The organism is Capnocytophaga endodontalis (assembly GCF_002209445.1).
Lineage (GTDB): Bacteria > Bacteroidota > Bacteroidia > Flavobacteriales > Flavobacteriaceae > Capnocytophaga > Capnocytophaga periodontitidis.
Genome location: NZ_CP022022.1, coordinates 1166731 through 1191798, shown reverse-complemented (window position 1 = coordinate 1191798; position 25068 = coordinate 1166731). Strand labels below are relative to the sequence as shown.

The window sequence follows — 25068 nt, the reverse complement described above, 5'->3', positions numbered from 1 at the left end:
AATTAAGTACAATGCCTTTGGCGAGCGTTCACATTGCTATTACGGTAATGCTGAAGCTGAAAAGGAAAAACGCCCTATTCATAAACATTACAGTGCCGATGGCAGTGTAGAAATTAAAGAGGATAAAACAAAAGGAAGTATTGACTTTGTCTTTTATCTCGGTGGCGACCCGTATAGTGCTCCTGCGGTATACAGCAGCAATGGTGAAGAAGGCAAATTATTATTCCTACACCGCGATCAGCTTGATAGTATTATAGCCATCACCGACCTTAACGGCAAGCTCGTAGAAGCCCGCCATTTTGATGCTTGGGGCAAGGTGCTAAGCATCACTGACGGCAATGGCAATAAGTTAGAAAACTTACTACTTGACCGCGGTTATACAGGACACGAGTATTTAGCAAGTGTAGGCTTAATCCATTGTAATGGACGTCTCTACGACCCAGCGCTACACCGTTTCTTACAACCTGATAACTATATCCAAGACCCATTCAACACTCAGAATTTTAATAGGTATGGGTATTGTTTGAATAATCCGCTAAAATATACAGACCCCAATGGAGAAATCATTTGGGCAGCTGTTATTGTTGGTGCTATCATAGGAGCAACAAGCTATGCTACTAGCGCAGCTATGCACGATAATTGGTCGTGGGAAAAATTTGCTTGGTCAACCTTAGGAGGAGCTGTTATGGGTGCTATTGGTGGTTCTTCAGTGGCAACTTCACTATCGGGAGAGAGTGTCTTAAATGGCTTTATCACAGGGGCATCTTCTGCTCTTATGCCAAGCTACAATGTATCTATAGGTGATTTTAGTGTAGGTCTCTCTTTAGCTATTGCTTTTGGTAACGCTGGAGGAATGGGGGTTAACTTAGGTGCTAGTTATCAAAGTGGAAATTTTTCTATTTCGGGAGGCGTAGGACTTATGGGGTATGTTAATTACAATCGATTCTGGAAGAACAATTTTGAAACACGCTATTCTGCTATGGCTTCTTGGGATGATGGTAAATTAGGTTTGTCTCTTGGAACAAACATCTGGAAAGGTGATTTTGAGCAAAGAACAGGAGTAATAGGATTTCATAGTGGAGATTTTAGAGCTATGTATGAGAATGATGGAGGACTTGGTATCAAACATCTTAGATTAGGAGATCGAGGAGATAGTTATAGAACTGCAGCTTTGAATGTATCTGTTGGAGATTTTTCTGCTGGGTTTAATTTGTTTACAGGGAAAAGAATTTATTCAAGGCCTGAAGATTATTCTTACTATCCTAAAAATTTAGTGGTTGATGATTTTAATGTAAAATTTCCCCGAGGTTATGTAGATGAAATAGGAAAGAAATATAGATTAGGCTCTTTAACCTTTGGATATGGTGGCTATCGTGCAGGAGTAAATAGTGAAAAAGTAAGACATGCTATACAAGATAGGGTAATACATGGAATTATAAAAGATGCAGGATTTGAGAATCAATCTTGGAAATGGGATTCTTTTTATCAGTATAGAACTTATAATCCTTTTACATCATGGTAAGAAAGATAATATTAATGTTATTTATTCTGTTCAATATACAATGCTATTTTAGGAATGAATACGGAATGGTTAGATTAAAAAAAAGAAACATTATTAAACCTTTAGAATTTAACTCGGTTTATAGTAAAATAGATACTACAGTTCTTTATAAAGATTGCTCAAATAAATATAAAAAAGCTATTAAGTTTTATAAAGATGGAAAAGTTGGTTGTTTTTTTTATGTTGATTCTACTGACAAAACAACAATAGACCCCAGAAGGGCTCTAATGGGAAAATTCGAGCTAAAAAATGGGAAAATTTATATGAATTTTATAGCAAGAAATTCTCAAGTAGGTCGTTTTCTGTTAAAAGAAAAAAGTATAAATATAGAAGATACTTTGTTAGTTACCATAGGAGAAGGAATTTTTAATAAGGATACTATTGTGTATAAGAAAAAAATAATACCTAAGGATTGGTTAATATATTCTCCTGATTGGTAATATATCTCTTCCTGATGAGATGATTATTATCAATTCAAAACACGAAATGGATTTACATTATGGTAAAAAAAAAATTATTTATAGCTTATTTGTGATAATTATATACAGTTGTTCTGTTTTTGATGGTCATAATAATTAACGTCAGTTCGATATAACAGAATATTGATTTACAGCTTTGTAACATAATATATTCACAAAATAATTCACCGTCAGGTGAAAATTCGTGAGATAATATAAAGTAAAGAGTTTTATACAGTCTCAATTTCGTGAAAATTCGTGAAATTCGTGGGAGATTTAAAATATTTTGCTGATTGTTAAACAATTACTTACGTCGAACTCACGTTAAATAATATGGAATTAACAGATAAATTAATAGCACTACTAAAAAGAGGAACTCCAGTATATGGAACAATACAAAAATCTTTTTCAAAAAATGATGCCTTAGAGATTTTAGAAGAATGCCTAAAACTAAAAATTACAGTTTTTGGAGGGGATGTAGTAGAGTATAAAAATAATTATTTTGAACATAATTATGACAATTGGAGTTGCGAAAGAAAAAAAATGAGTCTGATGCTGATTATGCTTTGAGAAGTGCTAAAAGAGCTATTAAATACATTTTAGAATACAAAAAGGATAATGCTTATTTTATCCTTGTACTTAATGTAAAAGATGAAACTATTAAACAACATCTTTTTTTTAATGAGATGATTTTGTAACCTATCACCAACGAAGCAGGCGAAACCTATTTAGAAAAATACCCACTGCCCACTGTAAGGTATAACGCTTTCAAAGCTCCTGAGCAGATATATGTAAAAGATAAAGAGCGAATAAGCTATGAATACAACGCCTTTGGCGAGCGTTCACATTGCTATTACGGCAATGCCGAAGTAGAAAAAGCCAAACGCCCACTGCTTAAACACTACAGCCACGACGGTAGTGTAGAGATAGTATGTAACAAAACCGATAACAGCACCAAGTTTATACTTTACTTAGGCGGTGATGCCTATAGTGCCCCTGCAATACTCATCTCAAACGGTGAAGCCTCAAAACTCTATTACTTACATAGAGATTATTTAGGTTCTATAGTAATGCTCACCGATGAAGACGGCAATATAGCCGAGCGCAGACATTTTGACCCTTGGGGACAACCCATAAAAGTAGAAGACAGCGCAGGCAATACCTTAGACAAACTCACTCTATTAGACCGAGGCTTTACAGGGCACGAACACTTGCAAACTGTAGGACTTATCCATATGAACGGACGGTTGTACGACCCTGCGCTACACCGTTTCTTACAACCTGATAACTTTGTACAAGACCCTTTTAACACCCAAAACTTTAATAGATATGGCTATTGCTTGAATAACCCGCTACTCTATACTGACCAAAACGGGGAACTATTTCTACTAGATGATTTAATTGTTGGTGTAGCAGGATTTGCTTTTGGTTATGTTTATCACGGAATTACAACGGGAGATTGGGGTTGGAATGCCGTTGGAGCAGGAGGACTAGGTGCTGGAACTGCCTTGTTAAGTTACTATACAATGGGAGGATTTAGTCTCGCAGCAGGTGGAAGTCTTTCTGGTGGATTATCTTTTGCAGGGAATTATATGTTATCCTCTACATTTAACAGTTTTATGCCAAGTTTTAATATTCCTATATCTAATAATTTTTCTTTTTCAGCTTCTTTAGGATTAGGATTTGGTAGTGGAACATTAGGTTTGGGATTGAACACTTCTTTAAATTATACAAATGGTGATTTTTCGACATCTTTAGGCTGGGGTATTGGAAGTGGAAGTACAGGAGATTATTCTGGTTGGGGAGCAAGTGCAAGATATAAAGGCTGGGGCTTAGGTTACACTAGAACTAATTATTCAAGTGCTGACAATCAGGTGGTAGGAGGTGTCTCACTATATTTTAGAGATGTTTCTTTCCGTCTGGAAAATGACTTTTTTGGCGATGGACACGATCGTTTTCGTTCAAATGCTTTTGAACTGACTGTAGGTAACTTTACATTAGGGTCTAATTTATATAATAATGATGTAGGAGAAAATGCTGAATGGGTTAAAGGAACAATGCTTAATGGAAAACCTAATCGTCCATTTAAAGGTCAGGAAATGGGAGCTTGGAAAGAAGGACAAACTTATTCAAGTCCTTTATGGATTGGAGTAAAAGGAACTGGTTCTACTATTTATCGTTTTGGTTATAGCCACCCAATGGTACAAGATAGGACACAAAATGTAACTCATAAATGGGTGTGGTTTGCTAGAACTCATTTCTTTAATAGATATGATGAGTTTAAGAAAGGCTTTTATAATTACACTGGTTTTAACAATCCTTATTCATTATGGTAAAGATATTTAAAATATTAATTGCTTGCGTACTGCTTGTCTCTTGTGCCGATTATATCCCTAAAAGAGTAAGCAAGAATTTTTCCTATTGCTACGACCCTCATACGGATTATAGCAAAAATTCTCTTGTGAAATTCAATGGAATTTATAAGATTTGTTACTGCGATTCTATATCTATAGAATGCAATGAAAATTGCTCTTTTAAGTATATGAGATTCTTTCCTAATGGTATTTGTGCTACAAGTTCAAGAATAACTCATAATCTCAATTTTGAAAAAGAATTGATAGTAGATAATGATACTTTGTGTGTTTTTAACTTAGAAAATAGTGCTTATACTGTATCAAAAAATGTAAATGAATTTTATGGTCTTTATAAAATTTCAGGAGATACTATAAAAATGATGACTGTTAATGACCAAGTATGGCCTAATCCTTATTGGTATCATTCTGAATATTGGTATATTATTTCAGGTGATACTTTAAAAACAGTTTTTAGAAAAAGTTATACTCACGATAAGATGGCAAGTTATAATGAACCCTCTATTCATTTTATTGAAAAAAATATAAGCGTTACACCAGATGTATGGCTTAAACGTAAAAAATGGTTTTGGTGTAATTCTCAAGAATATGAAAAATATATGAAGAAAAGGAAATAACAACTATATTTGCTCCGCGACTATCTCGGAAGCATTATAATGCTCACCGATGAAGACGGCAACATCGCTGAAAGAAGACACTTTGCCTCTTGGGGACAACCCATAAAAGTAGAAGACAGTGCAGGTAACACCTTAGACAAACTCACCCTATTAGACCGCGGTTATACAGGGCACGAGCATTTGGCAAGCGTAGGGCTCATCCATATGAACGGACGCCTCTATGACCCTGCTTTGCATCGGTTTTTAATGCCTGATAACTATATCCAAGACCCTTTTAATACACAGAACTTTAATAGGTATGGGTATTGCTTGAATAATCCGCTGGTGTATAATGACATTACAGGAGAATGGTTTGGCATAGATGATTTGATAGCTGCTGTTGCAGGAGGTGTTATTAACTTGGCAGTAAATGCTATACAAGGAAATGTAACCTCTTGGGGTAGTGCATTGGGATATTTTGGAGTAGGAGCGGTTTCAGGTTGGGCTTCTCTTTATGTAGGGCCATTCGCAGTGGGAGCTATTTCAGGATTAGGAAACTATATAACTACACAAGTCTCACAGGGTGGCTGGAGTAGTCTTAATTTTGATGATGGTGTAACTGCTACAGCTATAGGTGCCGCTACTTCGTGGGCAGGGGCAAAGATTGGAGGATGGGCAACAAAAAATTTAGGAGGTATATTTTCTTCTATTAGTAGTCCTGTGCTAAGACAAGCTGCTGTTAATAGTGTAGGAGGCGCTGTATCAGGTTTTGCAATTGGAACAGCAGTTTCCTATATACAATATAAAGATTTTGATAGAGCTTTTTCAGAAGGAGTTAGAGGCGGTCTTATGGGTGCTGGCATAGGATTAACTACTGGTGCTATAGGCGGGTATAGATATGCAAAGGAAAATAAATTGAGCCCTTGGACAGGAGAAAAGACACAACTACATCATTCAGATCCTGTTTTTATGGGAGGAGCTCCTGATCAGGAATTAACCCCAATGAGTATTTCTCGACATCAGGAATTGCACAAAGACCTCAACAATTTTTTGGTAGAGAAAAAGAATGCTTTAGGACAGCATATGCGACCTCAACCAAGAAATTCTGGCTTACAAATACGAACCAATTTTAACAGAACACAGAGATTTGAAGCAATGAAGCAATTCTATGATAAAAATTGGATAAAATATTGGGATGCCCGATGGGATTTTTATAAGAATAACAATTTAAATTTAATATTATGGTGGCAAAAATAATTGTAGGAACAGATGAAAAGGGTTTTGTATACCCTAAAGTTCAGGAAAGAACAGATATATGTCCTATTTGTAAAAATAGGATAGCTGATGTTGCAAATTTAGATTATAAAGTAAAGAATAAAAAAGGAAATTTTTTAGGTACTTATGATCACTATATCATTGTATCACAAAAATTCAAAGATTTTTGTGAGGAAAATCATTATGAAGGTTTAGAGTTTATCCAACTTCCTAAGTCTCCTATGTTTTATTATTTTATAGTTCATAATATCTATGAATTAGATTATAAAGAGTCTTTGTTTCTGAATTATAGAGATTGCTGTGGAAGTTATGATGAAACTGTAATAACACCCAGATATTGTAAACAAGATTTTTATATGGATACAGATGATTTTATTTGTAGGAGTGAGTACAGATTTGCTTCTTTTTCCAATAAGAGCTATCTCACTGTAGTTGGTTTAGAAACAGCAGATAAGTTAAAAAAGGCAGGATTTAAAAACATATATTTTACTAATGTATATAGACCAACTAATGATTTATAGCAAGAATAACAATTTAAATTTAATATTATGGTGGCAAAAATAATTGTAGGAACAGATGAAAAGGGTTTTGTATACCCTAAAGTTCAGGAAAGAACAGATATATGCCCTATTTGTAAAAATAGGATAGCTGATGTTGCAAATTTAGATTATAAAGTGAAAAATAAAAAAGGAAATTTTTTAGTATCGTATGATCACTATACTTTTGTATCACAAAAATTTAAAGATTTTTGTGAGGAAAATCATTATGAAGGATTAGAGTTTATTCAACTTCCTAAATCTCCATTGTTTTATTATTTTATAGTTCATAATATCTATGAATTAGATTATAAAGAGTCTTTGTTTCTGAATTATAGAGATTGCTGTGGAAGTTATGATGAAACTGTAATAACACCCAGGTATTGTAAACAAGATTTCTATATGGATACAGATGACTTTATTTGTAGAAGCGAGTACAGATTTGCTTCTTTTTCCAATAAGAGCTATCTCTTTGTAGTTGGGTTAGAAACTGCAGATAAGTTAAAGAAAGCAGGATTTAAAAATATATATTTTAATAATGTATATAGGCAAGATTAAAAAAATATTTTGTATCTCTGCATCGTGATTTAAGTACATTAAAATATTGAAAAAAAATAAGCCCTGAGCAAATATACGTGAAGGACAAAGAGCGTATCACCTACTTATACAACGCCTTTGGCAGTCGTGTCCATAGCTTCTATGGCAATGCGGAAGCCGAAAAAGAGAAACGTCCTATTCATAAGCATTACAGTGCCGATGGCAGTGTAGAAATCAAAGAGAATAAAACAAAAGGAAGTATTGACTTTCTATTTTACCTCGGTGGCGACCCGTATAGTGCTCCTGCGGTATACAATAGCAATGGTGAGGAAGGTAAATTATTATTCCTACATCGTGATCAGCTTGGTAGTATTGTAGCCATCACCGACCTTAACGGCAAGCTCGTAGAAGCCCGCCATTTTGATGCTTGGGGCAAGGTATTGAGCATCACTGACGGCAACGGCAACAAGTTAGATAAGTTGCTTCTTGACAGAGGTTATACAGGGCACGAGCATTTAGCAAGTGTAGGCTTAATCCATTGTAATGGACGTCTCTACGACCCTGCCCTACATCGCTTCTTAATGCCTGATAACTATATCCAAGACCCATTCAACACTCAGAATTTTAATAGGTATGGGTATTGTTTGAATAATCCGCTAAAATATACAGACCCCAATGGAGAAATCATTTGGGCAGCTGTTATTGTTGGTGCTATCATAGGAGCAACAAGCTATGCTACCAGCGCAGCTATGAATGATAGTTGGTCGTGGGAAAAGTTTGCTTGGTCAACCTTAGGAGGAGCTGTTATGGGTGCTATTGGTGGTTCTTCAGTGGCAACTTCACTTACAGGAGATAGTATTGTCAATGGTTTTATTACAGGGGCTTCTTCTGTCCTTATGCCAAGTTATAATGTATCTATCGGTGATTTTAGTATAGGGCTTTCTTTGGCAGTTGCTTATGGAAATGCTGCAGGAATGGGAGTCAATTTAGGAGCTGGTTACCAAAGCGGAAATTTCTCTATTTCGGGAGGTGTAGGACTTATGGGATACAATAATTACAATGGTTTTGGCAACAATTCTTTTGAAACACGCTATTCTGCTATGGCTTCTTGGGATGATGGAAAAACAGGATTCTCATTAGGAACTAACTTTTGGGGAGGAGACTTTAAACAGAGAACAACCATTGCTGGAATTCATATAGGGGATTTTAAAGCTTCGTATGAAAACGATGGGAGTCCTTTTAATTATGCTGGAAAAATTCTAAGTAACGATACAGATATGTTCAGAACAGCAGCAGCAAGTATCAGTATAGGAGATTTTTCTTTACAAATGAATTTGTTTACAGGAAAAAGTGGTAAAGATGCAAATAAAAGTGATGAAATATCTTATTCTGAAGGTTATTTAAAAAAAGGAAAAAGACTTGGAGTTTGGGATAATTGTGAGGCAGATATGTATCGTTTAGGAGCTCTCAGCATAGGATATAGAGGCTACAAAATTGGAACAAATTCAGAACATATAAGAAATGCTTTTCAAAATTACTTTGCACATAAAATAGTAACTCCTCAAGCAGGTTTTAGGATGATAGATAGAAAATGGAATTCTTATTATCAATATTTAACCCCTAATAAGTATACATTATGGTAAGAAAACTATTCGCAATATTATTTTCTATATTTCTGATTTCTTGTAGTATATGGCACAATAAAATATATTTCACGTTAAGAGAAAATATAAAAATTGATAGAATACAAAACAAAGGATATTATTATAGTATATACACAAATAAGGAATGTATAGATTGTGATGGAGGAAAATTCATACATATGCGTGTTTTTCTAAATAATGGATATATGTACTATGTGCAGAATGGATTTGGAAATAAATGTGATGGCAATATTGCCACCATAGATTGTTCTATTCAAAAGTCTGAAAAAATGCTAAATGAGCAAATGGATGTTTTTTTAGACACTTCGAAACAAGGAACATCTAATATCTTTTTATGGAATTGGGGAAAATACAATATAAGAAATGACATTATCACAATTCAATATTTTTATAATGTATTTGGTAATTATTATTTAATAGAAGAAAAAGGAAAAGTAATTGATTCATCTTCTATTCACCTATTTTATCGAAAAAATTATAGAGACAAAAGGGATGTTCTTATTAATGAGACATATCTCTTTAAGGAATACAACATTGAGAAATTGTATGATAAGATACCAAAGAAAATTATGAGTTTAAGATGAAATACTTACTCCTTACATCCTTATTAATCAGCGTATTTCTCCACGCGCAGGAAGAAAGACCTATCACTACGGCGTTTCCGTTTTTGTCTATTAACACCGATGCCGCTGTTGCGGGTATGGGCGAGGTGGGGGTGTGCTCGCAGCCAAACGTTTTTGCGCAACGTAACAACGCTGCTAAGTATATTTTTGCGGAAAACACCTCGGGCGTTGGGGTGAGTTATACACCCTATCTCAATAAACTTGTAAAGGACATTTTTCTGGGGAATATCACCTATTATAAACGTACACAACGTAGCGCGTGGGGCGCAAGTCTGACGTATTTTAGTATCGGCGATGTGAGTCTCACTCAAGATTTCGGTGGAAGTGCTACCGTGCTGGGCAGTTTTCGTCCTACTGAATTTACCTTTGACCTTTCGTACAATCTCAGGCTCAGCGAGCACTTTGCAATGGGTGTGGCGGCGCGCTATCTCAATTCTAACTTACAATTGCCCACAGACGACAAGGCAGTAGCACGCGGATTAGGCTTTGATATCTCGGGCTATTACACTTCTGCGTTTCACCTGATAGGGAACTACACAGGAAGTTATAGCTTTGGATTTCAGCTTTCTAATATTGGGGCAAAAGTAAAGTACGACGACTTAGGCAAATCGTTCTTTTTGCCGACCAACCTAAAACTCGGTGCAGCTTATAACCTACAAGTGGATAGCTATAACCGCTTTTCAGTACTTACAGAGGCTAATAAACTTTTAGTACCCATAGAAAGTGATGAGAACAAAGATTTTATCGAAGGTATGTTCACTTCGTTTAGTGATGCACCTAACGGCTTTAAGGAAGAGCTTCACGAGATCAGTTGGGCAATAGGAGCAGAATACGCCTTTGATGAGCAGCTTTTCCTGCGTACGGGTTATTTTCATCAGCACAAACTAAAAGGCGATAGACAATACTTGACTGTTGGATGTGGGTTTGCTTTCCGTTCGTTCCAGTTCGATGTGTCGTATTTGTTTTCAACAACAACCACAAATAACCCATTGAGTTCTTCTATGAGGACATCGTTACAATACGCTTTTTAAACTATAATTTACAATAAAAACTCACGACTTCGGAGTGCTACATTCTGCGCTCCCTTGCGCACAAGTAGTTTTGAGCAGCTTAAAAGGTTTTCAGCTGCTCAAAACACAACTTGCTCTGTTCCGGTGAACAGAAAATTCTCCCTAAAGGTCAAATTTTAATTAACCATAAGAAAAGAAGATAAACACTACAAGCTCATAAAGTGATTTAGGGCATATTAGTAATATATTTAACCAATCACTTACTTACAAAGTTATTTACAATTCTATGTAAAGCTATATGTATATTTGTACATTACTTTGCATTTACGTATCAACGTAAGCAAGTACGTACGAAGGTAAAAACGTAATTAGGTAGCTACATAGTTTGAAATTTTTTTATTCGACAATGGGAGGAAAAGCGGTATTCGTTTCAAAAAACAATCTATAAGAAGCGGCATTTTTCTCATATTAGACATTTTTTTTATTCGCTTAAAGGTCGGAATGAGCTGGTTTCGTTTCGAGTGCCATAAAAGGTCTGTGTTTAGCTTCTGCAAGGTTTTTCAAAAAAATACTACCCGCAGGACAACGGACAAGGGCTGGAGATTTTTTTGAAAACCCATCGGGCTTGACCTTGCAAGAAGCGTTAAGAACACAGAAATACCTTTGCACTCGAACAACGAACCGCCATTACGTGCCTTAAGTGTTTAAAACAGGGAAAATAGGTAAGTCTTAATAACACTCTTATCTTTGTGAGATAGCTTTTTGTAAGGCAACAAAAAAATCCATCGACACATCTCTTTTTGAAATGTTATCAATGGATTTTAATTCTAAGAAGAAATTTGTTAGTTATCCTATCTTTAAGTTTTTTAATCGTTCGGCAGCAATTTCCATATCCTTGCTGATCTTCTCATTGGTGATTTTAGCATAAATCTGGGTAGTTTTGATATTCTTATGTCCCATCATCTTACTAACACTTTCCAAGGGAACCCCTTCTGTTAAGAACAGAGTACCAAAGGTATGGCGTGCCCAGTGAAATGAAATGGTTTTTTCACGAATGATGTTACAATCTTTCATCATCTTTCTGATTAAGAGGTTGCAATTAGCATTGGAGGGTGTAGGAAACAATGCCTCTGTACGAGTCGTACCTTCATATTTTTCAATAATTTTCTCGGCTATATCCAACAGACGTACATTACAGGGTACATCAGATTTCTGACGGCGTTTGATAAGCCATTTGTTGCCGTCAAAGAACGATTGTAAGTGGCTTCTTTTAAGTTGTTTGATATCAATATAAGAGAAGCCTGTAAAGCAACTAAAAACAAATAGGTCTCGTACTAATTCAGCAGAAGCACTCTTAGGGTGATATTGTAAAAGAGTTTCTACTTCCTCTCTAAGCAAATAGCCTCTATCTTTCTCCTCCATAGAACTTATATAATTCTTAAAAAGGATTGCGATAGATAATTCCTTTATCTATGGCTATTTCTACCATTTTACAAAGGGGCATCATATAAACCCATATTGTGTTGTGAGTAAGACTTTTATTAACTCTAAGATAGAAGTCAAAATCGTTGATAAAGTCTTCTGTAAGCTCTTTGAAAGAAATATCACTTCTGCGGTATTTATACTGGATAAACTCGCTCAAATGAGTATATACATTCTCATATTTGTTAAGAGTGCTGTAACTTCTAACACCTTTTTCTACCATCAAGGCAAAGCCTTCTTTGAAATTCTCATAGACTTTTAGCAAGGAATCTTCCATTACTCCTATGCCTAGAAAAGTAGCTTTTAGCTTCTGAGCAGTAACCACTCCCTCGTACTTCATCAACTCCTCATAATGAGTAATGATACGTGAGCGAATCTCTTCCAGCTTGCGATTAAGTTGGGTAGCTTCTTCTGTTTTACCTGTTACCCTTCCGTACTTCAAATCTTATTTCTGTGGAAGGATTTCAAGTTTGGTACTAAACTGAGCTACCTGATTGTCAATGGTAATACGCCCCATAATAGCAACCTTACCGTTCTTCTTTGGGGCATTCTTTTTAAGGTAAAACAATACCTTAAAGGTTGAGCGTTTTACTTTTTTCATACTCTAATTTTTTAATTTGCGAAAGTACTTTTATCAAGTTACTGTACAATATGAAAAAAGGTGTAAAACACTGAAATATAACCTATTAATAAAAAATATTTTTCAATGTATTAGGTAACGATTTAGAAACCTAATTTTGAAAAAACCTATCTAAAACATCTAAGACTCTGTCTTCTCTTATCTTCCTGTCAAAAAATTAATCCTCTTTGTATGAGCTAATTACATTATTTTTGTAGTTTTGCTTTTTATTCGTAATTTTGACAAAAAAGACGGCATTTTCAAAAAATTCTGCCAACAAGCTAATAAAAAGAAAGATAACTTTGATGTGTTGTATAACAACTTTATAGACGATTTATTACAAAATCCTATAACACTTTCAACACCAACCCAAAAAAAGCCTTTTACCTTAGAAGCTAATAGTAAAAACTCTTGTGTGGCTATTCCTCAAACAGAAGTTGGCACACGTCTATCAATCACCAAAGAAATGATAGCAGCTTATCTTTACAATGGTGTGATAAGAGATTGGAAACCTTATTTAGTATCGGTAGCAGAGTATTTCAAAAATACTTATAATTTCAAACCCGAAAAAATAGGAAATGATAAAAACTACATTTTTGTAATCGACGAAATCAACAGAGGTGAAATCTCTAAAATTTTTGGAGAGCTCTTTTTTAGTATCGACCCTATTTACAGAGGTGTAAAAGGAGCCGTCAAAACTCAATATGCAAATATGCAAGGTGATGACGAGTCTTTCTACGTGCCCGAAAACGTCTATATCATCGGCTGTATGAATGATATCGACCGAAGTGTCGAAAGTTTTGATTTTGCTATGCGCCGCCGCTTCACTTGGATAGAAGTTACTGCCGAAGAAAGCGCTATAAATATGGGACTGACTGAACCAATAACAAAAGCTATGAAAAAACTCAATGAGGCTATTGAGAATATAGCAGGCTTCAGCAGTGCCTACCATATAGGGGGTGCTTATTTTCTTGATACTGATGGCAATTGTATTCAAGATGAAGAATTAGAAAACGTATGGGACTATCGCATAGAACCTTTACTAAAGGAATATTTACGTGGTATGCCTAATGGAAAAGACGAGTTAGAAAAATTAAAAAATGCTTTCTTTGGTAATGAGGATAACGGACAATAATTATAAGGGAAAAGAGCTTAATTCTCAGTATATAGCGCACCTAACCCCTATTGCCAATCATAGTATAACACACTTACTGAGTGAAAATCCTAATTTGTTAGTTTTCCCTCAGTCTTTGGAAAAATATCTCAACAAACCTATTTTCAAGATTGAAGGAGACAAGTTGTATACTAACAACATAATGGGATTTGTAGGGCGTAACACAAGTAAGGTTACTATCACTTCCCGTTTTGCAAAAGATGATAAGAATGATTTCTTTTTGCACTATATGTTGCAAAAAGTATTAGCTACTAACATCTTTAATTTTGAACAGAGCCCTAACAACGAAGAAACTATTTGGGATTTTTGGCTCTACTTATTTCCTTTTTGCTTAAAAAAAGCTTATGCACAAGGGCTTTATAAAGCTTACCAACGCAAGCAATATAATGATACAAATGTAAAAGGAACTATAGATGTAAAACGTCATCTACTTAAAAACCTACCTTTTGCAGGCAAAATAGCTTATACAACCAAAGAACATAGCTATGATAATCCTCTATCGCAACTCATCCGCCATACTAGGGCTTTATAAAGCTTACCAACGCAAGCAATATAATGATACAAATGTAAAAGGAACTATAGATGTAAAACGTCATCTACTTAAAAACCTACCTTTTGCAGGCAAAATAGCTTATACAACCAAAGAACATAGCTATGATAATCCTCTATCGCAACTCATCCGCCATACTATTGAGTACCTAAGAACACATCCTATAGGCAATGCCTTGCTGAATACAGATGCCGAAATGCGCACTATGGTTAGCCAATTTGTTTTTCACACTCAAAACACCTATAACAAAAATGCTCGGCGTAAAGTGATAATGGCAAATGCCAAGCCCTTTGTACATCCTTATTTTACAGAGTATGCTCCTCTGCAAAAAATATGTTTGAACATCCTAAACCACGAAAAACTGACATTCGGCGAAGAAAAAGATAAAATACACGGACTCCTTTTTGACGGCGCTTGGCTGTGGGAAGAATACCTAAATACTTTTTTAAACGAAGGTTTTGAACATCCTGAAAATCTCACAGGTAAAGAAAAAAAATACCTTTTTAAAAATAGCAAACAACCTATCTACCCCGATTTTATCAGCAGAAGTGACTCTCCAAAACTTGTAGGAGATGCTAAATATATACCTTTAGATAGACACAAATTTTACGAGGACGATTCAGAAAAAGCGACGAGCATCTACTACAAAACGATTACGTATATGTACCGTTTTGAAACAAATAGAGGTTTTCTACTTTATCCTTGTAGCAAAATAGATAGCGATAAACCATTTTTTTCTGAAGAACTCTATATAGACGGGAATGTAAAAAATAGAATTTTAGAAAAAATAGGATTGCATATTCCTCAAGAAACTGAGAGCTTCCAAGAATTCACAATGAGAATAGGTAATAATGAACAAGCCCTAAAAGAACACCTTTCCAAAAATCATTAAGTCAAAGAATTTATATACTCACAAAACAATTCACCGTCAGGTGAAAATTCGTAAAATTTGTAGGAGTTTTCACTTTTGGCAAACTTCGCAAAATCGTAAGCGTAGCACCAAAATCCTAAAAAGCATCAAAATCTGTTTTATCTGTGCAATCCATGAGAGTCTCCCCCCTCCCATTCCTCCCACCCCTGCCCGTGCGGCTCGCACCTCCCACCCCCTCTGAGACCTTCAGAGCACCTCCTAGATACTCCCTCCTAGTCTTTCCTCATTTATTCTCACTAAAACAAATAGCAATCACTTTTGCGGCTTGTCCCCCTTCGGGGTTGTCGGCAATTGCCGAGTAAGTGAGTCGGGGGCCATCCCACCCCTCCCACTACTCCCACCCCTCCCACTACTCCCACCCCTCCCACTACTCCCACCCCTCCCACTACTCCCACCCCTCCCATTATTCCCACCGCTCCCACTAATCGCCCGTGCGGCTCGCACCGTCATTCGTCCCTCGTCATTCGTCCCTCGTCATTCGTCATTCGTATTTCGTAATTCGTATTTCGTATTTCGTAATTCGTAATTATTTCTTATCTTTGCCAAAAAATATAAACCCAAAGAAAAAAATGAACAAACTAAATATCATCCTATTACTCCTTACCCTTCACTTCTCCCTCTTCACTTATGCTCAAGAAAATAGTGACGACGGCTTGATTGGCTCTACACAAAGCTCAACTGCCAACCCCTCAACGGTCGATACTCATTATCTCGAAGACCAATTCTATGTCGGTCTCACCTACGATTATCTCGCCGGCAAAGCCAGCAGTGTCGTGCAGCACAACCTCTCCCACGGCATCCACTTAGGCTTCATCCGCGACCTTCCCATCAACCAAAAACGAAATCTCGGCTTTGGCATCGGATTAGGTTATGCTTACGATGTGGTGTATAATAATATGGTAGCCAACAAAACCACAACAGGTGTCAGTTACGAAATAGTCGAACATTTCCGCGATTTGAACATCAGCAAAAACTATTTCAAAACCCACGCCATCGAAATGCCTTTAGAATTCCGATTCCGTACCTCCACCCCCACATCTCACAAATTCTGGAGAGTATACGCAGGAATGCGCATCGCCTATCTCTTAGGCGGCAGAAGCCTGTACACCGCTAATGATATCGACACCTCCTTCCAAAACCCCGACATCGTTAGAAAATTCCAACTAAAAACCTTTGCCGCTTTTGGCTATAATGCTCTGAATTTCTTTGTGCAGTACAACCTCTCTCCTTTGCTAAAGGACGCAAAAACTACCGATGGCACAAGCCTCAGTTCTAATGTATTACAAATAGGTCTCATCTTTTATATACTCTAATGGACGAAAATATCACACGCTGGCGACTCATCTTGGGTCAAGATGCAAATGCTTTGGGCGAGGTATCGCTCAACGAACAGCAATCACTGATGGATGCTACCCTCGCCGCCCTCTACGACGATACCGACGGCAATGGCAACGGCGGCGGCAAACGCTCGGCAGGCTTGGGCAACTCCGCTCCTAACTTAGCCAAGTGGCTCACCGATGTACGTTCCTTCTTCCCCCCCGATGTAGTGAGCGTCATTCAAACCGATGCTATCGAACGCAAAGGTCTCACCAAACTACTCTTTGAACCCGAAACCCTCAAAAACGTAAAACCCAACATCTCTATGGTGGGCACCCTAATGGCACTCAAAGACCAGATTCCTGCCAAATCCAAAGATACCGCCCGCGAGTTAGTCAAAGAAGTCGTCAATGAGATAATGAAACGTATGGAGCAAGACCTCCGCCGTGCCGTTACCGGCGCTCTCAACAAAAAAGCACATACCCCCATCGCCAATTTCTCATCAACCGACTGGAAACGAACCATCCAGCGCAACCTCAAAAACTACGACACCGCCACCAAGCGCATCATTCCCGAAAAATTCTATTTCTTTGAGCGCACTCAAAAACAGAAAAACTGGACGGTAATCCTCGACATCGACCAAAGTGGGTCTATGTGCGATTCCATTATCTACTCATCAGTAATGGGCTCTATCTTTGCAAGTATGCCCGCCCTCGATACTCACGTAGTAGTGTTCGACACCGAAATAACCGACCTCACCGAAGCCTGCCGTCAAGACCCCGTCGATATGCTCTTTGGCGTGCAATTGGGTGGAGGAACCGACATTAATAAGTCTGTAGCCTATTGCCAAACACTCATTGAGAACCCCCGCAAAACGATGTTCATCCTCATATCCGACCTCTATGAGGGAGGCGTGCGCTCCGGACTCCTACGTCGTCTAAACGAGATGCATCAGGACGGTGTAAAAGTATTGGTACTCTTAGCCCTTTCCGATAGTGGTCGTCCCGATTACGACGAAAAACTCGGCAAGGAAATCAGCAAACTCGGCATCGCCTGTTTCGCCTGCACCCCCGATCGCCTCCCCGAGCTCGTCGAAAACGCTCTCAAAGGCAACGACCTCAAAAAATTTGAAAGTAAAAACAATGAAACTATAAACTAATTTGCTAATTCCCCACAGCTCCTCTCCAAGTCTCTCAGAGCCTCTCTGAGACCTCAGATTTTTCACTTTTCACTCCCTTCGCCGTTAGGCGAAAATTCGTGTAAATTCGTGGGCAAAAAAACTTTCGCAGCGCCAGCTACCCAACATCACTCGGCATTCGTCACTCGGAAATTTTCAGAGTCCCTCTGAAAACTCCATTGATTACACTGATATTCAATATTTTTTTTGCGGCTAGTCCCCCTTCGGGGAAGTCTGCGAGAGCAGAGTATGTGGGGGGCCATCTTTTAACTTTTAACACTTAATTCAAAATTCAAATGAAAAAACATTCTAAAGTTTGGAACGAAACCAAAACACACGACTCTTGGTCTATTTTTAAAATAATGGGTGAATTTGTTCACGGTTATGAACAAATGAGCTCCATAGGCCCCTGCGTATGCATCTTCGGATCTGCACGCATCAATCCCGGAACCCCCTACTACGACCTCACCGTACGCATTGCCCAAAAAATAGTCGACGAAGGTTTTGGCATCATCACCGGAGGAGGCCCCGGCATTATGGAAGCCGGAAACAAAGGCGCGCACCTCAACAAAGGCGTATCTGCCGGACTCAATATCGACCTGCCCTTCGAGCAAACCAACAACCCTTATATCGACCACGACAAGAACATCAAATTCAACTATTTCTTTGCGCGCAAAGTAATGTTTGTGAAATACTCCAAAGCCTTCATCGCTATGCCAGGCGGCTTTGGCACCCTCGACGAACTCTTCGAGACCCTCACCCTCGTGCAAACCCATAAAATCGACAAAATCCCTATCATTTTAGTAGGCACAGACTATTGGAGCGGACTTGTAGAGTGGATAAAAACAATATTGTTAGAAAAATTCAACAACATCAGTCCCGAAGACTTAGATTTGTTCCATTTGGTAGACACCGAAGACCAAGTCATTAAAGTCATCGAAGACTTCTATTTCAACAAACAACAACTAAAACCAAATTTCTAAAAAAAATGAAACTCTTTGCTCTATTTTTACTTACATTAGCTTGGGCTTGCCACCCTTCCAACAGCAACACACCTCAATCCGAATTTACCATCAACGATTGGGGTGCTCAATACGATGAAATAAGAATAGCCGATGAAGATGAGCAACTTGTCTATATAAACAAAGGTAATAAATGGGGCTTAGCAAGGTATGATGGCAAGGTAATATTTCCTCCTAAGTACGATAATATACGTATTACAGTTGCTAAATACAAACAAGTTGAAAATATTATCAATCCGGTAATTGCAATCCTTACTCTTAACGGCAAAGAAGCTTTGTATAGGGTTTGGCCATCAAATTGTGATCATTACCACAATTGTGATAAAACTGAGATGGCTCCTTTTGCTTATAACTTTCAGTCGTCTGTGAATGATTCTGACCGTTTAGGCATCATAATTGCACGAAATGAAAAGAATTATTTTAGCCTTTTTAATCTGGAAGGTACAGAATTATTAACTCCTTTGTACGAAGATCTTATAATTAAAGATACTTTGTTGTATGGCTATTTGAACCATCATTGGGAGGTATATAATTGGTGGGGAACCGAGTTTATCAGTTCTGAAGAAAAGCCTGCCGACCCTAATTGCGGTATCATTCCTTTTATGCACAATGATAAGTGGGGAGCTTTCAACCTCAAAACCCAAGATAGCATTCCTAATGAATACGAGCTGTTTGATGCCTATGATGAGTATTACGAATGCGCTCGCGTCAAGAAAAACAACAAATGGGGCTACCTCAATACCAAAGGCGAAGAATATATCCCTATAAAATACGATACACTCGGAACATTTCAAGATTTCGGTGAGGAAAAAGCAATAGCCATAGCACGCCTACAAAATAAATGGGGTGCCATTGATACCGACGGGAATATTGCCATTCCGTTTGTATACGAAGCTATTGTAAATAACCTCGATAATCATTATTACAGAAAGGTGAAAAAAGATAATCAATGGGGATTGCTCACCTGTGAAGGAAAAATGGCTTTGCCACCAAAATATGAAGATATCAAAGATTTTTTCTATGGATTTTCTGAAGACGATGATAATGAAGCCTTTTTTGTAAAACAAAAAAACAAATGGGGCATTGTAAAAACCTTTACAAATGAAGTGTTACTCCCTCCCATTTACGATAGCATACAAACAATCGAAAATTATGAGCTACTAAAACTGTGGAAAAACGGCAAACAAGGCTATGCCGATGCCATCACGTACAAAGTGCTCATCAATCCTATATATGAGGAAGCCCTTTATTTCATCAACAATTGCGCAAGTGTAAAAAAACAAGGAAAGTGGGGTGCTATCAATCGCAAACAACAAGTAGTGATACCCTTTGAGTACGATTCGTTAGGACATTGCGCTCATCATCGATTCTTAATAACAAAAAATGGTAAAAAAGGACTTATAACCGACAAAAATATCCTCATAACTCCACTGTACGACGATTTAAAAAGAGATTTCCAAGGGTTTGCTTTTGCTAAAACAGCAGGAAAATGGCAAATCATCAACGAAATAACTGGAAAATCCCTCACCGAACCTATTTATGATGCAATAGAAGGATTAAATGTAGGATATGAAACATCCGAAGGTGAAAATGAAGACACCTTTGAGTACACCTTTTTTGATGAAACTTATTACCAAATTTTTACAGTAAAGAAAAATAACAAATACGGCTGGGTAAACAACCAAGGAAAAGAACTTACTCCTATAAAATACGATGAAATAAGCCACAGTTACGGCGGACTTAGTGTCGTAAAAGTAAAGAATAGCTATGGTATTATCAACCTTGAAGGAAAAGAAATATTGCCGCCTATATACGATGATATCAAAAAAATTAATGAAGATAAAATAAAAACTGGATACGAAAAAGGAAGTATCAATTATGCTACACAAAAAATTACTTTCAACACCAAAAAAAGGGCGTGGCAAAAATATCTTGCCGTGCGAAAGAAAAATAAGTGGCAGCTCATCGATAAAAACGGAAAAGCCATTACTTCTTTGAAATACGATGTCCTATCCAATGAAACAATGGATTTTAACTCAGGGTTGGGTATTAACCAGATTATACCTTTTTTTGTAGGTGGCAGGTGGGGTTTTGTGAGACCAGATGGATCAGAAATACCCCCTCGCTATGACAGAATCATAAGTCACGATAACAATTTTATAAAAGTAACCACAAATAGCAGTAAAGTTTTGGGGGTAATTTATGGTGAATTCTACATCGATTATTGGGGAGTATGCCAACAAAACTGCTACAATGCCCCCGCCGATCACCCCAAACAAGAATAAATCTCAGTGCTAAAGTCCCCCATTCCTCACTTATAATCAAAATTATAGTCAATCAGAATTGCTTTACAAAATTTGCATCGCCAATCCCCTGCCCGTGCGGCTCGCACCTTTGCCAAAGTTTCTTGACTGTACGGCTCGTACCTTTGGCAAAGTTTTTCATTTCACATCAAAAACAACCACCCCTCCCACCATTCCCACCCCTCTCACCATTCCCACTGCTCCCACCCCTCTCACCATTCCCACCATTCCCACTGCTCCCACCCCTCTAACCATTCCCACCCCTCTCACCATTCCCACTGCTCCCACAGCTCCCACTAATCGCCCGTGCGGCTCGCACCTCCTCCCACCACCCCCCTTTCCGGCTTGTCCCCCTTCGGGGGTTCGGGGGCCCTCGTCATTCGTCATTCGCTCCTCGTCATTCGCTCCTCGTCATTATAATAAAATGTTAATTTTTTTTGTATAAATCATAAAAAAGATATACCTTTGCAGGGTCAAATCTGAAATTATTATAACATCATTTATCAATAAAAAATGAGAACACATATCAGAAAAGAAGTTTCATCAATCGCTCATCAGCCCGCCGGCTCCGTTGAGGAAACTCGTTTCGAGAAAATCCACAACATCATCTTCTCGAACTCAGTAACCGCTTCAATTAGTGTCGCACACGAAATCGCCGACCTTATCAAAAAGAAACAAGCCGAAGGCAAAAAATGCGTATTAGGCTTAGCCACTGGATCCTCTCCAGTAAAAGTTTACGACGAACTTGTGCGTATGCACAAAGAAGAAGGCCTTAGCTTCAAAAACGTAATTACCTTCAACTTAGACGAGTATTATCCAATGGAAAAACAGGATATACAAAGTTATTGGTACTTTATGCACGAACACCTCTTCAACCATATTGATATCCCAAAAGAAAATATCAATATCCCTAACGGAACCGTATCTCACGACGAGTTAGAAGCCTACTGCGCTAATTACGATAAAAAAATCCAAGATTGCGGCGGAATCGATTTCCAACTCCTCGGTATCGGTCGTACAGGCCACATCGGCTTCAACGAACCTGGTTCTAACCGCAATTCTGGTACCCGCATCATCACCCTCGACCATATCACACGCGCCGACGCCGCCGAAACCTTCCACGGCATCGACAATGTACCTCGTCAAGCCATTACAATGGGTATACGCACCGTGTTAAAAGCTCATCGCATCGTATTGCTTGCTTGGGGTAGCAGCAAAGCCTCTATCGTAGCCAAAGCCGTCGAAGGCGATATCACCCCCGAAGTACCTTCAAGCTACCTACAACTCCACGAAAACACTACTTTTGTATTAGACGAAGAAGCTTCTTCCGACCTCATCCGCATCAAAACCCCTTGGCTCGTTACCGATGTACAGTGGAACGAAGACCTCAAAGCGAAAGCTATCGTTTGGCTTTGCGAACATCTTAATAAAACAATCCTCAAACTCACCGATTCCGATTACAACGAGTACGGTATGTCAAAACTCTTGGCAGAATCAGGTCCTGCTTACGATTTGAACATCGCTATGTTCAACCGCTTGCAACACACCATTACAGGATGGCCAGGAGGTAAACCTAATGCCGACGATACAAACCGCCCTGAACGCGAACATCCTCACAAAAAACGCGTAATCATCTTCAGCCCTCACCCCGACGACGACGTGATTTCTATGGGTGGTACTTTCGACCGCTTAGTCTCTCAAGGTCACGAAGTACACGTCGCTTACCAAACTTCCGGTAACTTTGCCGTATCCGACCACGAAGCTCTTAAATTCGCCGAAGTATTCAAAGATATAGCCAAAGAAAACAAAGCCGAAGTAGCCGTAATCAACGAGATTATTAGCAACATCACCAACAAAAAATCCAATGAAATCGATAGCCTCCTCGTACGCCAACTCAAAGGCAACATCCGTCGCCACGAATCATTGGCTGCTACACGCTACGAAGGAGTTCCTGATAAACACGTACACTTCCTCAACTTGCCTTTCTATGAAACAGGTGGCGTGAAAAAGAACCCTATAGGGGAAGCCGATATCAAAATCATTATGGATTTGATTGAAGAAGTAAAACCTCACCAAATCTATGCCGCTGGTGACCTCGCCGACCCTCACGGAACTCACAAAGTATGTCTCGATGCTATCTTTGCTGCTTTGAAAAACTTAAAACACAAAGATTATATGAAAGACTGCTGGGTATGGTTATACCGCGGTGCTTGGCACGAATGGGACATCCACGAAATCGAAATGGCTGTACCTATGAGTCCCGCACAAGTACTCAAAAAACGTCAAGCCATCTTCTTCCACCAATCTCAAAAAGACGGTGCTATGTTCCAAGGAGACGACTTGCGTGAGTTCTGGCAACGTGCCGAAGCTCGTAACAGCGAAACCGCTCGTCGTTACCGCAATTTAGGCTTCGCCGACTATGCCGCTATCGAAGCTTTCAAACGTTACTTCTTCTAAGAATTTAACAAGTTTTTATAGACGTAACTTTTCTAAAAAGTTTATAAAAAATAAAATGAGGTTATCTAAAATAATAGGTAACCTCATTTTTATTCATTACATCTAATTTTCTAATCCCCCTCCGAGACTCTCAGAGCCCCCTCCGAGCCCCTCCAAGTCTCTCCGAGATTTTCCTCCCTCGTCTCTCGTCATTCGTCTCTCGTCATTCACTCTTCACTTTAATAACAAAAAGGGACTACCCCGTGCGGAGTAGTCCCTTTTTGGATTTAATAAAATCTATAACTTATGAAAACATTTCTTTTACTTTCTCAAAGAACGACTTATCGTTCTTATCAGGTTTAGGACTGAAATGCTCATCCTCTTGCATCTTTTTAAAGAAAGCCTTTTGCTCGTCGTTCAAGTGTTTAGGAGTCCATACATTCACGTGAACAATCAAATCACCTGTTGCGCGTCCTTGCAAGTTAGGGATACCTTTACCGCGCAAACGCAGTATTTTCCCCGATTGTATGCCTTCTTCTAATTTGATGCGCACCTTGCCTGTTACCGTTTCTATTTCCTTAGTAGCTCCTAAAACAGCTTCAGGAAAACTGATATACAAATCGTAATGCAAGTTATCCCCTTCGCGTTTAAGGGTTTCGTGTTCTTGTTCTTCAATGAGAATCAGAAGGTCACCAGGCACACTATTCTTCACAGGAGCTTCATTCCCCTTGCCACTCATACTGAGTTGAACACCCTCCATCACCCCTGCTGGGATATTGATAGAGATAGTCTCTTCAACCGTTTTCAAACCTTGTGAATCAGTATCAGCTCCGCGTTTATCAATCACCTCACCAGTGCCGCCACAAGCAGTACAAGTAGATGCCGTTTGCATCATACCAAGCATTGTATTCACTTGTCGCACCACCTGTCCGCGACCATTACACGTTGGGCAAGTTTTGTAAGTTGTATCTTCAGCTTTTACTTTGCGGCGTACTTTTATTTTCTTCTCAGTACCTTTCACAACGTCTTCTAAGGTAACTTTCACACGTATACGCAAGTTTTCACCTTTCACATATACCTGCTGACTGCCGCCTCCAAAACCGCTAAAACCACCAAAATTCCCTGAAAAATGACCACCAAATATATCGCCAAACTGACTGAATATATCGTCCATTGAGAAACCACCGCCTCCCATACCACCTTCAAAGGCAGCGTGACCAAAGCGGTCGTACTGAGCGCGTTTGTTCTCATCGCTGAGCACCTCGTAGGCTTCAGCAGCTAATTTAAAATTCTCTTCAGCATGTTTGTCTCCAGGATTCTTGTCAGGGTGATATTTTAATGCTTGTTTGCGGTATGCTTTTTTTATTTCGGCAGCCGTAGCTGTTTTCTGTACTTCTAATATCTCGTAGTAATCTCTTTTCATTT

The 25068-nt window shown here is 38.4% G+C and carries 21 protein-coding genes and 1 pseudogene; 19 read left to right on the top strand and 3 right to left on the bottom strand.

Going from position 1 to position 25068, the window contains the following annotated elements:
• Position 1 precedes the first annotated feature (1 nt).
• The 11 genes from CBG49_RS16060 to porV all read left to right on the top strand — a co-directional run bounded on the left by CBG49_RS16060 (position 2) and on the right by porV (position 10653).
• The gene (locus CBG49_RS16060) at positions 2-1522 is read left to right on the top strand and encodes a polymorphic toxin type 23 domain-containing protein (protein ID WP_472266233.1); all 1521 of its coding nucleotides are present in this window, start codon (positions 2-4) and stop codon (positions 1520-1522) included.
• 65 nt (positions 1523-1587) lie between these two features.
• Positions 1588-2001, top strand: a complete 414-nt coding sequence (locus tag CBG49_RS05620) for a hypothetical protein (protein ID WP_157668369.1) — start codon at positions 1588-1590, stop codon at positions 1999-2001.
• Positions 2002-2352: 351 nt separating this feature from the next.
• Positions 2353-2589, top strand: coding sequence for an Imm40 family immunity protein (gene imm40, locus CBG49_RS16055; protein WP_227002972.1), 237 nt, complete (start codon positions 2353-2355; stop codon positions 2587-2589).
• A 320-nt stretch (positions 2590-2909) separates the two neighbouring features.
• Complete coding sequence (locus CBG49_RS05610) at positions 2910-4355, top strand: polymorphic toxin type 23 domain-containing protein (protein WP_088593719.1); 1446 nt, start codon at positions 2910-2912, stop codon at positions 4353-4355.
• Positions 4349-5008: a hypothetical protein gene (locus CBG49_RS05605; RefSeq protein ID WP_048747028.1), complete on the top strand. Its 660-nt coding sequence runs from the start codon at positions 4349-4351 to the stop codon at positions 5006-5008. The genes CBG49_RS05610 and CBG49_RS05605 overlap by 7 nt, the downstream gene beginning before the upstream one ends.
• Positions 5009-5017: 9 nt before the next feature.
• Entirely contained in the window at positions 5018-6244 is a 1227-nt protein-coding gene (locus CBG49_RS16050) for an RHS repeat domain-containing protein (RefSeq protein WP_227002970.1), read from the top strand.
• Positions 6229-6783 (top strand): hypothetical protein, encoded by a 555-nt coding sequence (locus CBG49_RS05595; RefSeq protein ID WP_088593718.1) that lies wholly within the window; start codon positions 6229-6231, stop codon positions 6781-6783. Before CBG49_RS16050 ends, CBG49_RS05595 begins: the two co-directional genes overlap by 16 nt.
• Positions 6784-6810: 27 nt before the next feature.
• Positions 6811-7356: a hypothetical protein gene (locus tag CBG49_RS05590; RefSeq protein WP_088593717.1), complete on the top strand. Its 546-nt coding sequence runs from the start codon at positions 6811-6813 to the stop codon at positions 7354-7356.
• Between the two features lie 77 nt (positions 7357-7433).
• Entirely contained in the window at positions 7434-8978 is a 1545-nt protein-coding gene (locus tag CBG49_RS05585) for a polymorphic toxin type 23 domain-containing protein (protein ID WP_088593716.1), read from the top strand.
• Complete coding sequence (locus CBG49_RS05580) at positions 8972-9583, top strand: hypothetical protein (protein WP_088593715.1); 612 nt, start codon at positions 8972-8974, stop codon at positions 9581-9583. The genes CBG49_RS05585 and CBG49_RS05580 overlap by 7 nt, the downstream gene beginning before the upstream one ends.
• Positions 9580-10653: a type IX secretion system outer membrane channel protein PorV gene (porV, locus tag CBG49_RS05575; RefSeq protein WP_088593714.1), complete on the top strand. Its 1074-nt coding sequence runs from the start codon at positions 9580-9582 to the stop codon at positions 10651-10653. The genes CBG49_RS05580 and porV overlap by 4 nt, the downstream gene beginning before the upstream one ends.
• Positions 10654-11478: 825 nt before the next feature.
• Here the strand turns inward: porV and CBG49_RS05565 are convergent.
• A pseudogene (locus CBG49_RS05565) lies at positions 11479-12715 on the bottom strand (site-specific integrase).
• A gap of 238 nt (positions 12716-12953) precedes the next feature.
• Here CBG49_RS05565 and CBG49_RS05560 point away from each other — a divergent pair.
• The 7 genes from CBG49_RS05560 (at position 12954) to CBG49_RS05530 (ending at position 21189) form a co-directional block, all read left to right on the top strand.
• Positions 12954-13868 (top strand): AAA family ATPase, encoded by a 915-nt coding sequence (locus CBG49_RS05560; RefSeq protein WP_088593713.1) that lies wholly within the window; start codon positions 12954-12956, stop codon positions 13866-13868.
• Positions 13849-14439: an McrC family protein gene (locus CBG49_RS05555; protein ID WP_227002969.1), complete on the top strand. Its 591-nt coding sequence runs from the start codon at positions 13849-13851 to the stop codon at positions 14437-14439. The genes CBG49_RS05560 and CBG49_RS05555 overlap by 20 nt, the downstream gene beginning before the upstream one ends.
• On the top strand, positions 14393-15349 hold the full coding sequence (locus CBG49_RS05550) for an McrC family protein (protein ID WP_227002968.1): 957 nt from the start codon (positions 14393-14395) through the stop codon (positions 15347-15349). Before CBG49_RS05555 ends, CBG49_RS05550 begins: the two co-directional genes overlap by 47 nt.
• A gap of 608 nt (positions 15350-15957) precedes the next feature.
• The gene (locus CBG49_RS05545) at positions 15958-16701 is read left to right on the top strand and encodes an outer membrane beta-barrel protein (protein ID WP_088593712.1); all 744 of its coding nucleotides are present in this window, start codon (positions 15958-15960) and stop codon (positions 16699-16701) included.
• Positions 16701-17864 (top strand): VWA domain-containing protein, encoded by a 1164-nt coding sequence (locus CBG49_RS05540; RefSeq protein WP_088593711.1) that lies wholly within the window; start codon positions 16701-16703, stop codon positions 17862-17864. The genes CBG49_RS05545 and CBG49_RS05540 overlap by 1 nt, the downstream gene beginning before the upstream one ends.
• Before the next feature lie 314 nt (positions 17865-18178).
• Positions 18179-18865, top strand: coding sequence for an LOG family protein (locus tag CBG49_RS05535; RefSeq protein ID WP_009414064.1), 687 nt, complete (start codon positions 18179-18181; stop codon positions 18863-18865).
• Between the two features lie 5 nt (positions 18866-18870).
• On the top strand, positions 18871-21189 hold the full coding sequence (locus tag CBG49_RS05530) for a WG repeat-containing protein (protein ID WP_088593710.1): 2319 nt from the start codon (positions 18871-18873) through the stop codon (positions 21187-21189).
• 156 nt (positions 21190-21345) lie between these two features.
• Here the strand turns inward: CBG49_RS05530 and CBG49_RS15760 are convergent, their stop codons facing one another.
• Positions 21346-21495: a hypothetical protein gene (locus CBG49_RS15760; RefSeq protein WP_157668368.1), complete on the bottom strand. Its 150-nt coding sequence runs from the start codon at positions 21493-21495 to the stop codon at positions 21346-21348.
• Between the two features lie 225 nt (positions 21496-21720).
• On the opposite strand from CBG49_RS15760, the gene nagB reads away from it, so the two are divergent.
• Positions 21721-23664, top strand: coding sequence for a glucosamine-6-phosphate deaminase (nagB, locus tag CBG49_RS05525; RefSeq protein WP_088593709.1), 1944 nt, complete (start codon positions 21721-21723; stop codon positions 23662-23664).
• A 283-nt stretch (positions 23665-23947) separates the two neighbouring features.
• On the opposite strand, the gene dnaJ is transcribed toward nagB, so the two are convergent.
• The gene (gene dnaJ / locus CBG49_RS05520) at positions 23948-25066 is read right to left on the bottom strand and encodes a molecular chaperone DnaJ (RefSeq protein WP_088593708.1); all 1119 of its coding nucleotides are present in this window, start codon (positions 25064-25066) and stop codon (positions 23948-23950) included.
• Positions 25067-25068 lie beyond the last annotated feature (2 nt).

What these genes read in the sequence shown, in the direction of transcription:
- CBG49_RS05620 (WP_157668369.1), top strand. Translation starts at nt 1,588, where the DNA reads ATGGTTAGATTAAAAAAAAGAAACATTATTAAACCTTTAGAATTTAAC.
- imm40 (WP_227002972.1), top strand. Translation starts at nt 2,353, where the DNA reads ATGGAATTAACAGATAAATTAATAGCACTACTAAAAAGAGGAACTCCA.
- CBG49_RS05605 (WP_048747028.1), top strand. Translation starts at nt 4,349, where the DNA reads ATGGTAAAGATATTTAAAATATTAATTGCTTGCGTACTGCTTGTCTCT.
- CBG49_RS05595 (WP_088593718.1), top strand. Translation starts at nt 6,229, where the DNA reads ATGGTGGCAAAAATAATTGTAGGAACAGATGAAAAGGGTTTTGTATAC.
- CBG49_RS05590 (WP_088593717.1), top strand. Translation starts at nt 6,811, where the DNA reads ATGGTGGCAAAAATAATTGTAGGAACAGATGAAAAGGGTTTTGTATAC.
- CBG49_RS05580 (WP_088593715.1), top strand. Translation starts at nt 8,972, where the DNA reads ATGGTAAGAAAACTATTCGCAATATTATTTTCTATATTTCTGATTTCT.
- porV (WP_088593714.1), top strand. Translation starts at nt 9,580, where the DNA reads ATGAAATACTTACTCCTTACATCCTTATTAATCAGCGTATTTCTCCAC.
- CBG49_RS05555 (WP_227002969.1), top strand. Translation starts at nt 13,849, where the DNA reads ATGAGGATAACGGACAATAATTATAAGGGAAAAGAGCTTAATTCTCAG.
- CBG49_RS05550 (WP_227002968.1), top strand. Translation starts at nt 14,393, where the DNA reads ATGATAATCCTCTATCGCAACTCATCCGCCATACTAGGGCTTTATAAA.
- CBG49_RS05545 (WP_088593712.1), top strand. Translation starts at nt 15,958, where the DNA reads ATGAACAAACTAAATATCATCCTATTACTCCTTACCCTTCACTTCTCC.
- CBG49_RS05540 (WP_088593711.1), top strand. Translation starts at nt 16,701, where the DNA reads ATGGACGAAAATATCACACGCTGGCGACTCATCTTGGGTCAAGATGCA.
- CBG49_RS05535 (WP_009414064.1), top strand. Translation starts at nt 18,179, where the DNA reads ATGAAAAAACATTCTAAAGTTTGGAACGAAACCAAAACACACGACTCT.
- CBG49_RS05530 (WP_088593710.1), top strand. Translation starts at nt 18,871, where the DNA reads ATGAAACTCTTTGCTCTATTTTTACTTACATTAGCTTGGGCTTGCCAC.
- nagB (WP_088593709.1), top strand. Translation starts at nt 21,721, where the DNA reads ATGAGAACACATATCAGAAAAGAAGTTTCATCAATCGCTCATCAGCCC.
- dnaJ (WP_088593708.1), bottom strand. Translation starts at nt 25,066, where the DNA reads ATGAAAAGAGATTACTACGAGATATTAGAAGTACAGAAAACAGCTACG.